8 protein-coding genes and 1 pseudogene are annotated in these 10,414 nt (G+C 74.7%); 6 read left to right on the forward strand and 3 right to left on the reverse strand.

Annotated elements, in window-relative coordinates; all coding sequences use genetic code 11:
* Positions 1-7: 7 nt before the first annotated feature.
* Positions 8-4,597: an ATP-dependent helicase gene (locus tag ADK52_RS26795; protein ID WP_053692405.1), complete on the reverse strand. Its 4,590-nt coding sequence runs from the start codon at positions 4,595-4,597 to the stop codon at positions 8-10.
* Between the two features lie 89 nt (positions 4,598-4,686).
* Here ADK52_RS26795 and ADK52_RS26800 point away from each other — a divergent pair, with 89 nt between their 5' ends.
* From ADK52_RS26800 to ADK52_RS26810, 3 genes are all read left to right on the forward strand, one after another.
* Positions 4,687-5,559, forward strand: coding sequence for an AraC family transcriptional regulator (locus ADK52_RS26800; RefSeq protein ID WP_420714935.1), 873 nt, complete (start codon positions 4,687-4,689; stop codon positions 5,557-5,559).
* Between the two features lie 76 nt (positions 5,560-5,635).
* Entirely contained in the window at positions 5,636-6,334 is a 699-nt protein-coding gene (locus tag ADK52_RS26805; protein WP_053692407.1) for an AzlC family ABC transporter permease, read from the forward strand.
* Positions 6,331-6,639 (forward strand): AzlD domain-containing protein, encoded by a 309-nt coding sequence (locus tag ADK52_RS26810; RefSeq protein ID WP_030859690.1) that lies wholly within the window; start codon positions 6,331-6,333, stop codon positions 6,637-6,639. The genes ADK52_RS26805 and ADK52_RS26810 overlap by 4 nt, the downstream gene beginning before the upstream one ends.
* Here the strand turns inward: ADK52_RS26810 and ADK52_RS26815 are convergent.
* The gene (locus ADK52_RS26815; RefSeq protein ID WP_053692408.1) at positions 6,636-7,589 is read right to left on the reverse strand and encodes a hypothetical protein; all 954 of its coding nucleotides are present in this window, start codon (positions 7,587-7,589) and stop codon (positions 6,636-6,638) included. The genes ADK52_RS26810 and ADK52_RS26815 overlap by 4 nt on opposite strands.
* An 82-nt stretch (positions 7,590-7,671) precedes the next feature.
* Here ADK52_RS26815 and ADK52_RS26820 point away from each other — a divergent pair, with 82 nt between their 5' ends.
* Positions 7,672-7,866, forward strand: coding sequence for a DUF3046 domain-containing protein (locus tag ADK52_RS26820; RefSeq protein WP_030154244.1), 195 nt, complete (start codon positions 7,672-7,674; stop codon positions 7,864-7,866).
* A 201-nt stretch (positions 7,867-8,067) separates the two neighbouring features.
* Complete coding sequence (locus tag ADK52_RS26825; RefSeq protein WP_053692413.1) at positions 8,068-9,177, forward strand: AI-2E family transporter; 1,110 nt, start codon at positions 8,068-8,070, stop codon at positions 9,175-9,177.
* Here ADK52_RS26825 and ADK52_RS26830 read toward each other — a convergent pair.
* Positions 9,116-9,889: a Clp protease N-terminal domain-containing protein gene (locus ADK52_RS26830; protein ID WP_078988624.1), complete on the reverse strand. Its 774-nt coding sequence runs from the start codon at positions 9,887-9,889 to the stop codon at positions 9,116-9,118. The genes ADK52_RS26825 and ADK52_RS26830 overlap by 62 nt on opposite strands.
* A gap of 203 nt (positions 9,890-10,092) precedes the next feature.
* Here ADK52_RS26830 and ADK52_RS26835 point away from each other — a divergent pair.
* A pseudogene (locus ADK52_RS26835) lies at positions 10,093-10,414 on the forward strand (DNA recombination/repair protein RecA); the annotation flags it as partial.

Consider the following 10,414-nt stretch of genomic DNA (forward strand, 5'->3'; position numbering starts at 1 on the left):
ACCGGATTCACGAGCGCATGCGCAGCCCCCGAGGGGTGGCGTGGAAGCCGGCCGACTCCAGGCCCGGACCCAGCGGGGAGGTCAACGCCGGGGTGGCGTTGATGCGTTCCACCGTGAGCGCGGGGAGCGTGCCGATCCGGGAGGCCGCCGCCAGGGCCGCGGTCGCCGCCGCGAGCCGCGGGTCCTCCGCAGGCGGCCAGGCCAGCAGCGTCTTGCCGCCCCGCTCCAGGTACAGGACGAGCTCGCCGTCGACCAGGACCACCAGCGAGCCCGCCTTGCGGCCCGGCTTGTGCGTGGCTCCGGCCGGGGGCTCCGGCCAGGGCAGGGCCGCCCCGTACGCGTTCGCCGGGTCGGCGGCCGCCAGGACCACCGCCGCCAGCGGGGGCGGGTTCCGCTCGGCCGAGCGCAGCCGGTCCACCGCCCCGTCCATCGCGAACTGGGCCGCGCCCAGGCCCTCCACCACATAGCCGCGGCGGGCCTGCCCGCTGTCCTCGAAGGCCGACAGGACCCGGTACACGGCGCTGAAGCCGCCCTCCACGCCCTCGGCGGCCACCGCGCCCCGCGTGACCACCCCGTGCCGGTCCAGCAGGGTCCGGGCCAGCGCGTGCGCCCGGTGGGTGGGGTCGGGGGCCCGGGTGGGCAGCAGCGACCAGCGGCCGGACACCGTGGGCGGGCCCGGGCGGGACACCTGCGCGCTGAGCGTCCCGTACCGGCCGCGCGGGACGGTGCGCCGGGCCCGGTGGGCGGTGGCGCCCGCCGTACGGCCCGAGCCGAGCAGGGAGCGCAGCGGGGAGAGCGTGTCGTTGGTGAGCCGGCCCGACCAGGCCAGGTCCCAGACGGCTTCGGACAGTTCGAGGTCCGTTGCCTCGGACCACTTGGCGCGCACGGACTCCGCGAGCTGGCGGAAGAACAGCCCGTACCCGCCGGACAGGGTGTCGAGGATCGACTGGTGAAGGGGCGTCAGCTCCAGCGGATGCGGCGGGGGCAGCAGCAGCGGGGCCGCGTCCGCCAGGTAGAGGGACACCCAGCCGTCCTTCCCCGGGAGGGCCCCGGCACCCGCCCAGACCACCTCCCCGGCGGTGGTGAGCTCGTCCAGCAGGGTCGGGGAGTACCCCGAGACCCGGGAGGGCAGGATCAGCCGCTCCAGCGCCGAGGCGGGCACCGGGGCGCCCTGGAGCTGCTCGATCGCCCGGGCCAGCCCGTCGATGCCGCGCAGCGCCCCGCCCAGGTGCTGCCACTGCGGCAGGAAGGTGGCCAGGGAGGTCGGCGGGACCGGCTCCAGCTCCTGGCGCAGCGCCGCCAGCGAGCGGCGGCGCAGCCTGCGCAGCACGGTCGCGTCGCACCACTCCTGGCCGATGCCGGCCGGATGGAACTCGCCCTGCACCACCCGGCCCGCCGCCGCGAGCCGGTGCAGGGCGCCCTCGGTCACGGCCGCGCCCAGGCCGAAGCGGGCGGCGACGGCGGCCGTGGTGAACGGACCGTGGGTGCGGGCGTACCGGGCCAGGAGGTCGCCGAGCGGGTCCTTGACCGGCTCGGTGAACGCCTCCGGGACACCGACCGGGAGCGCCGTGCCCAGCGCGTCGCGCAGCCGGCCCGCGTCCTCGATCGCCGCCCAGTGGTCCGCGCCGCCGATCCGGACCGCGATCGCCCGGCGGGCCCGGGACAAGGCCTGCGGCCAGGCCGGATCGGCTCCGCGCTCGGCAAGTTCGGCCGTGGTCAGCGGGCCGAGCAGGCGCAGCAGATCGGCGACGGACTCGGCGTCCTTGGCCCGCCGGTCCTCCGTCAGCCACTGGAGCTCCCGCTCCAGTTCCTCCAGTACCTCCGCGTCGAGCAGTTCGCGCAGCTCCGCCTGGCCCAGCAGCTCCGCCAGCAGGCGCGAGTCCAGCGAGAGCGCGGCCGCCCTGCGCTCGGCGAGCGGCGAGTCCCCCTCGTACAGGAACTGGGCGACGTACCCGAAGAGCAGCGACCGGGCGAAGGGGGACGGCTCGGGGGTGGTGACCTCGACCAGGCGGACCCGGCGCGCCTCGATGTCCCCCATCAGCTCCGTCAGGCCCGGCACGTCGAAGACGTCCTGGAGGCACTCCCGTACGGCTTCCAGCACGATCGGGAACGAACCGAACTCCGAGGCCACCTGGAGCAGCTGGGAAGCCCGCTGGCGCTGCTGCCACAGCGGGGTCCGCTTGCCCGGACTGCGGCGCGGCAGCAGCAGGGCGCGCGCCGCGCACTCGCGGAACCGGGAGGCGAACAGGGCGGAGCCGCCGACCTGGTCGGTGACGATCTGGTTGATCTCGCCGTGGTCGAAGGCGACGTCCGCCGCGCCCAGGGGGGCCTGTTCGTCGTCGAACTCGAAGGCGTGGGTGGACGAGGGATCGTGGTCGAGGAGGTCCATGGAGAGCAGGTCCGCGTCGGGCAGCCGGAGCACGATCCCGTCGTCGGCATGCATGACCTGCGCGTCCATGCCGTACTTCTCGGCGAGGCGGGCGCCGAGGGCCAGCGCCCAGGGGGCGTGCACCTGGGCGCCGAAGGGGGAGTGGACCACGACCCGCCAGTCGCCGAGCTCGTCGCGGAACCGCTCGACCACGATGGTGCGGTCGTCCGGAACGTGCCCGCACGCCTCGCGCTGCTCCGCGAGGTACGCGAGGACGTTCTCCGCGGCCCAGGCGTCGAGGCCGGCCGCCACCAGGCGCAGCCGGGCGTCGTCCTCGGGCAGGCCGCCCAGCTCGCGCAGGAACGCGCCGACCGCGCGGCCCAGTTCGAGGGGGCGGCCCAGCTGGTCGCCCTTCCAGAACGGCAGCCGGCCCGGGACGCCGGGGGCGGGGGAGACCAGGACCCGGTCGCGGGTGATGTCCTCGATCCGCCAGGAGGTGGTGCCCAGCGTGAACACGTCCCCCACGCGGGACTCGTAGACCATCTCCTCGTCGAGCTCGCCGACCCGGCCGCCGCCCTTCTTGGGGTCGGCGCCCGCGAGGAACACCCCGAAGAGGCCCCGGTCGGGGATGGTGCCGCCGGAGGTGACCGCAAGGCGCTGGGCGCCGGGCCGGCCCGTGATCGTCCCCGCCACCCGGTCCCAGACGACCCGCGGTCTGAGCTCCGCGAACGCGTCGGACGGATACCGGCCCGCCAGCATGTCCAGCACCGCGGTGAACGCCGACTCCGGCAGCGCCGCGAACGGCGCCGCCCGCCGCACCAGCGCCAGCAGCTCGTCCAGCTGCCAGGTGTCCATCGCGGTCATCGCGACCAGCTGCTGCGCGAGCACGTCCAGCGGGTTCGACGGGATGCGCAGCGACTCGATCGAACCGGTGCGCATCCGCTCGGTGACCACGGCCGCCTGAACCAGGTCCCCGCGGTACTTGGGGAACACCACGCCCGTGGAGACCGCGCCCACCTGGTGCCCGGCCCGGCCCACGCGCTGGAGCCCGGAGGCCACCGAGGGCGGTGACTCCACCTGCACCACCAGGTCCACCGCGCCCATGTCGATGCCCAGTTCCAGACTGGAGGTGGCGACCACCGCGGGCAGCCGGCCCGCCTTCAGATCCTCCTCCACCAGCGCCCGCTGCTCCTTGGAGACCGAGCCGTGGTGCGCCCTCGCCAGCAGCGGCGGGGCGCCCTGGGCGGCCCCCGACTGGGCCATGATCTGCGCCGGCGGCGCGCCGTCGGGCAGCTTCTCGCCCATGGCGCGCTCGTAGGCGATCTCGTTCAGCCGGTTGCACAGCCGCTCCGCGAGGCGGCGGGAGTTGGCGAACACGATCGTGGAGCGGTGGGCCTGGACCAGATCCGCGATGCGCTCCTCCACATGCGGCCAGATCGAGGGTTTGTCCCCGCCTTCCTTCCCCTCGGTGGCCGGCGAGCCGCCCAACTCGCCCATGTCCTGCACCGGGACGACCACCGACAGGTCGAACTCCTTCGCCGAGGGCGGCTGGACGATCTCGGCCTTGCCCCGCGGCGCGAGGTACCGGGCCACCTCGTCCACCGGCCGGACCGTCGCCGACAGCCCGATCCGGCGGGCCGGGCGGGGCAGCAGCTCGTCCAGCCGCTCCAGGGACAGGGCCAGGTGCGCCCCGCGCTTGGTCCCCGCGACCGCGTGCACCTCGTCCAGGATCACCGTCTCGATCCCGGCCAGCGCGTCGCGCGTCGCCGAAGTCAGCATCAGGAACAGCGACTCGGGCGTGGTGATCAGGATGTCCGGCGGCCGGGTGGCCAGCGCCCGCCGCTCCGCCGGCGGGGTGTCCCCGGAGCGGATCCCGACCCGGATGTCCGGCTCGGGCAGGCCCAGGCGGACCGACTCCTGGCGGATCCCGGTCAGCGGGCTGCGCAGGTTCCGCTCCACGTCGACGGCGAGGGCCTTCAGCGGGGACACGTACAGCACCCGGCAGCGCTTCTTCGGCTCGGCCGGCGGCGGGGTGGAGGCCAGCTGGTCGAGGGCGGCGAGGAAGGCGGCCAGGGTCTTGCCGGAGCCGGTCGGAGCCACCACGAGCACGTCGGAGCCCTCACGGATGGCCCGCCAGGCGCCCTCCTGCGCGGAGGTGGGCGAGTCGAAGGCCCCCGTGAACCAGGAGCGGGTCGCGGGGGAGAACGCGTCGAGCGCGGAGCCGGCCATGCCCCCATCCTGCACCCGGGCACCGACAACGGCCCGGACCTGGGCAAACACCCGGACCGGGCGGGCCGCCGGATCGGGCGGGGCGCAGAATGGGGGGTATGGCGGACGGGGCGGGCGGGGCGGTCGAGCGGGAGTGGGCCCGGCACTGGCAGTACGCGGAACTGCCCGGGCTGGACCTCCTGCGCGCCCACTACGTACGCCACACCTTCCCGCGCCACACCCACGACGGGTACGTCATCGCGGCCGTCACCGGCGGCATCGAGGAGGTCGGCCTGCCCGGCGGCACCGTGCGGGCCGGGCCGGGCAGCGTGGTCCTGATCAACCCCGAGATGCCGCACACCGCGCGCGCCGGGGTACCGGAGGGCTGGGCGTACGCGACGCTGTACCCCTCCCGGGAGCTGATCGCCGAGGTGGCCGCGGAGATCGCCGGCCTGCGCGGCACCCCCGGCTTCACCGCCGACTCGGTCGCCGATCCGCAGACCTCGCACGTGATCACCGAGGTGCACCGGGCCGCCGAGGAAGGGAACGCGCTGGCCGCCGACACGCTGCTGCGCGGTGCGGTCGCGCGGATGCTGACCCGGCACGCCGGACCGCTGCCCGCCCGTACGGTCCGCAGCGCCGGCGCGGCGGGCGCCGCGGCGGCCCGGGCGGTGCTCCAGGAGCGGATGGCGCGGCCGCCGTCGCTGGAACAGCTCGCCGCGGAACTGGGGACCAGCCCGTTCGCCCTGCTGCGGGCCTTCCGGGAGCGGTACGGGATGCCGCCGCACACCTGGCTGACGGACGCCCGGGTCCGGCGGGCCCGGGAGCTGCTGGAGGCGGGCACGCCGCCCGCGGAGGCGGCCGTCGCCGTCGGCTTCACCGACCAGCCCCACCTGAACCGCCACTTCACCCGCATCGTGGGGGTCCCGCCGGGCGCGTACCGCCGCGGGCGGTCGGGCGGCCGGCCCCCGGCCGGGGGCTGAGCCCGCCCCGCGTGCAAGAACGTACAAGACCCGGTCGGGCCGGGCTGCGTACGGTCGGGGCGTGCGAGGACGACAGATGGTGAGGAACGAGACCCCCGGCGGGGCCGCGGAGCGGCCGCGCGGGGCCGTCGTTCGGGACGCGCTCGGGGTCGGGGTGGCCGTCGGGCTGTCCGGGTTCGCGTTCGGGGTGACCGCCGCCGGGGCCGGGATCAGCGTGCTCCAGGCCTGCGTGCTGAGCCTGCTGGTGTTCACCGGGGCCTCGCAGTTCGCGCTGGTCGGAGCGCTGGCCGCGGGCGGGAACCCGTTCACCGCGGCCGCCGGGGCCTTCTTCCTCGGCACGCGGAACGCCTTCTACGGGCTGCGGCTGTCGCAGCTGCTCGCGGTGCCCGGGGCCGTGCGGCCGTTCGCCGCCCACTGGGTGATCGACGAGACCACCGCCGTGTCGCTCGCCCAGCCCGACCGCAGGTCGGCCCGGCTCGGCTTCACCGTGACCGGGCTGAGCCTGTACGTCCTGTGGAACCTCACCACCCTGCTCGGCGCCCTCGGCGCCGAGGCCCTCGGGGACACCGCCGCATGGGGGCTGGACGCCGCCGGGCCGGCCGTCTTCCTGGCCCTGCTCGCGCCGATGCTGAAGACCGCCACCGAGCGGGTCGTCGCCGCGCTCGCCCTCGTCCTCGGGCTGGGCCTGCTGCCCGTACTGCCCGCCGGGCTGCCGGTGCTCGTCGCCGCCCTCGCCGCCCCCGCGATCCTCTGGCTGAAGGGACGCCGCTCGTGAACGTCTGGATCGCCATCGCGCTCACCGTCGTCGGCTGCTACGCCGTCAAGCTCGCCGGGCTGCTCGTGCCCGCCGGGGTACTGGAGCGGCCGGCCGTGCGCCGGCTCGCCGCGCTGCTGCCGGTCGCGCTGCTCGCCGCGCTCACCGCCCAGCAGACCTTCAGCACCGGGCACGAGCTCGTACTGGACGCCCGCGCCGCCGGGCTGGCCGCCGCCGGACTCGCCCTGCTGCTGCGGGCGCCGTTCCTGCTCGTGGTCGCCGCCGCGGTGGTCGTCACCGCGGGAGTGCGGGCCCTGGGCGGTTAGACCGCTCCCGGGGGGTCGCCGGTCAGGGGGCGGCCGTACGCGCGCAGGGTCAGCAGGGCCTCCAGCGTGGCGATCGGGCGCCGCTCCAGCGAGCTGCCCGGAGCCCACGCGAGGCGCCGCACCGGCCATCCCCCGTCCTGCTGCTGTCCGGCGGCGAGGAAGTCCAGCGAGCGCCTCAGCTCCTCGTCGGTGAACCAGCCGCGCGCCAGCGACTCCGGCCGCCGGGCGACGTCGTGCGGGAACAGCTGCTCGCCCGGCGCGCAGCCGGGGGACGGCGGGTACTCCCGGCGCCGGCGCGGGTCGAGCACGACCAGCCGCTGCTCGCGCACGAGCCGCCCCAGCCGGTCCGCGGCCGCCACCGCCCGCGCCCGGTCGGGGGCGCCGTCGAGGAAGGCCACCGCGCTCTGGACCTCGTACGGGTCCGCCCGGCGCAGGTTCTCGACCCGCTCCCAGCAGAAGTCCGTGGCCCGGAACAGCCACGCGTGCCAGATCCGGTTGCGGTGCAGTACGCCCACCACCGGTCCCGTGGTCAGCAGCTCGCCCGGCGGATCGTCGTACACCGGGTGGTACGGGGCCCCGGGATAGCCGTGCGGCGCCGGGAGGACCACCGGGAGCGCGCCGTCCGCGGTGGAGACCCGCGTCAGGTGGCGGCACAGCCGCTCGATCCGCTGCCCGGCGCAGCGGCCCAGGCTGTCCAGGACCCGCAGCGCGTGCGCCGTGTGCAGCGGATGGCTGAGCGGACCGCGCAGGTCCGGATCGAGGGCGTGGCCGTAGCCGCCGTCGGCGTTGAGGTACGAGCCGAGGGCCGTGTCCACCGCGTCGGCGTCCCCGCCGAGGAAGTGGAAGGCGAACCGCCGCTGCTCCAGGACCCGGGCCGTGAGCCAGAAGAACCGCTCGGCGCGGGCCAGCGGGGTCGGTGGGATCAGCGAGGAAGAGTCGTCTCCAGGCATGCGTGACACCGTAGGGCGCGCTGCCGCGCGGGCGGGAGGCGAACGCCGCCGGTGCACTCTCCCGGGGCGGGATACTGGTGGCATGCGGTTGACGATTTTCTGGGAGCGGATGGCCGAGCACTTCGGCGCGGGCTACGCGGACTCCTTCGCGCGGGACCACGTCATGACGGAGCTCGGCGGGCGCACCGTCCACCAGGCGCTGGACGCGGGCTGGGAGGCCAAGGACGTGTGGCGCGCGGTGTGTTCGGCGATGGACGTGCCCGCCTCGCTGCGCTGACGCCGTCGGCCGTTTCCCCGTACGCGGGACGGTTGGGACAGACTGGTCGGCGTGGCAGCCACCGATGAGACGACCGTGACGACGACCCAGACGACGACCGACACCGCCGAGGCGGCCGATCCGGCCCATCCCGCCGAGCCCGCAGGGTCCGCGGCGCCCCCCGGCGGCGCCGCCGCACCGGCGGCGGGGCCCGGGGCCCGGATGCCGCGCTGGCTGCCGCGCGCCGTCGTCCTCGTACTCGCCCTCATCGCCTGCTTCCAGCTCGGCAGCTGGGCCTTCCACCAGCTGACCGGGCTGCTCGTCAACATCCTGATCGCCTTCTTCCTCGCGCTCGCGGTCGAACCCGCCGTGTCCCGGATGGCGGCCCGCGGCATGCGCCGCGGGCTCGCCACCTTCCTGGTGTTCCTGAGCGTGTTCGTCGCCGGCGCCGGGTTCGTCGTGCTGCTCGGATCGATGCTCGCCGAGCAGATCGTCGACATGGTGGGGGGCTTCCCGGGCTACCTCGACTCGGTGATCGGAACGATCAACACCACCTTCCACACCAAGCTGTCCCGGCTCGCGATCCAGGACAGCCTGCTGCACTCGGACTGGCTCCAGAAGTACGTCCAGAACAGCGCGACCGGCGTGCTCGACGTGTCCGCCACCGTGCTCGGCGGCCTCTTCCGGCTGCTGACGGTCGGGCTCTTCTCCTTCTACTTCGCCGCGGACGGTCCGCGGCTGCGGCGCGCGCTGTGCTCCGTACTGCCCCCCGCGAAGCAGTCGGAGGTGCTGCGCGCCTGGGAGATCGCCGTCGCCAAGACGGGCGGGTACCTCTACTCGCGCGGGCTGATGGCCCTGGTCTCCGGCATCGCCCACTACGTCGTCTTCGCGGTGCTCGACGTGCCGTACGCGCCCGCGCTCGCGGTGTGGGTGGGGCTGGTCTCCCAGTTCATCCCCACCATCGGCACCTACCTGGCGGGCGCGCTGCCGATGCTGATCGCCTTCCCCGGCTCGCCCTGGTACGCGCTGTACGTGCTCGGGTTCGTGGTGGTCTACCAGCAGTTCGAGAACTACGTGCTCCAGCCGAAGCTGACCTCGAAGACGGTCGACATCCACCCGGCGGTGGCCTTCGGGTCCGTCATCGCGGGCACGGCCCTGCTGGGCGCGGTCGGGGCGCTCATCGCGATCCCGGCCGTCGCCACGCTGCAGGCGTTCCTCGGCGCGTACGTGAAGCGGTACGAGCTGACCGAGCGGGCGGCCGGGGACTCGGCTACCGCGTCTCGCCGGCCTGTTCCCCGGCCTCGGCGACGAAGGCCGCCAGTGCCTCGCTGACGGTCGCCTCGACGGCGGCCTTGTCCACGCCGAGGCCGCTGAGCACGCCGTCGCCGTTCTCCAGTTCGAGGAGGGCGAGCAGGACGTGCTCGGTGCCGACGTAGTTGTGGCCCAGGCGCAGCGCCTCGCGGAAGGTGAGCTCCAGGGCCTTCTTGGCGCCGGCGTCGAAGGGGATGAGGGCGGGGAGCTCCCCGGCGGCGGCCGGGGGCAGGGCGGCGGTCGCGGCGGTCCGCACGTCGTCCGCGGAGACCTGCTGGGCGCGCAGGGCGAGCGCGGCGAGGCCCTCCGGCTCGGCGAGCAGGCCGAGGACGAGGTGTTCGGTGCGGATCTCGGAGTTGCCGGCGGCGCGGGTCTCGTTCTGCGCGGTGACGACGACGTTGCGGGCGCGCGGTGTGAAGCGGCCGAAGCCCTGGCCGGGGTCCATGCCGCCCTCTCCCTCCTTGTCGGCCTTGGGGACGAAGCGCTTCTGGGCGGCCTGGCGGGTGACGCCCATGCTGCGGCCGATGTCGGTCCAGGAGGCGCCGGAGCGGCGGGCCTGGTCCACGAAGTGGCCGATGAGGTGGTCCGCGACGTCGCCGAGCGACTCGGCGACGACGACGGCGCCGCTGAGCTGCTCCAGGGAGTCGGTGTGGACCTTCTTGATGGCCTCGATCAGGTCGTCGAGGCGTACCGGATTGGTCATGCGAACGGGTTCCACCGAAGGGTTCGTCATAGAGGCAACCCTAGGTTGACAGTCCGAGGGGTGTCAACCCTGGGTTGTCAGTCGGGCGTCCGGCGGGCCCGCTTGACACGGAAATCGAACATCCATTCTGATGAGTTATCCACAGCCGAAACGGGCGTGGAAGCGCATTGTCAGTGGCAGGCGTTAGCGTCAATGGCGTGAAGCGATCGACTCAAGCAAACCGGGTGGAACCCATGGCAGGCACCGACCGCGAGAAGGCTCTCGACGCCGCGCTCGCACAGATTGAACGGCAATTCGGCAAGGGTGCGGTCATGCGCCTCGGCGACAAGCCGAACGACCCCATCGAGGTCATCCCCACCGGGTCGACCGCGCTGGACATCGCCCTCGGCGTCGGCGGGCTGCCCCGCGGCCGTGTGATCGAGGTGTACGGCCCCGAGTCCTCCGGTAAGACGACCCTGACCCTGCACGCCGTGGCCAACGCACAGAAGGCCGGCGGCACCGTCGCCTTCGTGGACGCCGAGCACGCGCTCGACCCCGAGTACGCGAAGGCCCTCG

Source organism: Streptomyces sp. WM6372 (assembly GCF_001279655.1).
In the GTDB taxonomy this organism is placed as follows: Bacteria; Actinomycetota; Actinomycetes; order Streptomycetales; family Streptomycetaceae; genus Streptomyces.

Excerpts from the sequence above, each read along its gene's own strand:
- ADK52_RS26795 (WP_053692405.1), bottom strand. The coding sequence starts at position 4,597 with ATGGCCGGCTCCGCGCTCGACGCGTTCTCCCCCGCGACCCGCTCCTGG.
- ADK52_RS26825 (WP_053692413.1), top strand. The coding sequence starts at position 8,068 with ATGCCGCGCTGGCTGCCGCGCGCCGTCGTCCTCGTACTCGCCCTCATC.
- ADK52_RS26830 (WP_078988624.1), bottom strand. The coding sequence starts at position 9,889 with ATGACGAACCCTTCGGTGGAACCCGTTCGCATGACCAATCCGGTACGC.
- ADK52_RS26820 (WP_030154244.1), top strand. The coding sequence starts at position 7,672 with ATGCGGTTGACGATTTTCTGGGAGCGGATGGCCGAGCACTTCGGCGCG.
- ADK52_RS26815 (WP_053692408.1), bottom strand. The coding sequence starts at position 7,589 with ATGCCTGGAGACGACTCTTCCTCGCTGATCCCACCGACCCCGCTGGCC.
- ADK52_RS26805 (WP_053692407.1), top strand. The coding sequence starts at position 5,636 with ATGGTGAGGAACGAGACCCCCGGCGGGGCCGCGGAGCGGCCGCGCGGG.
- ADK52_RS26800 (WP_420714935.1), top strand. The coding sequence starts at position 4,687 with ATGGGGGGTATGGCGGACGGGGCGGGCGGGGCGGTCGAGCGGGAGTGG.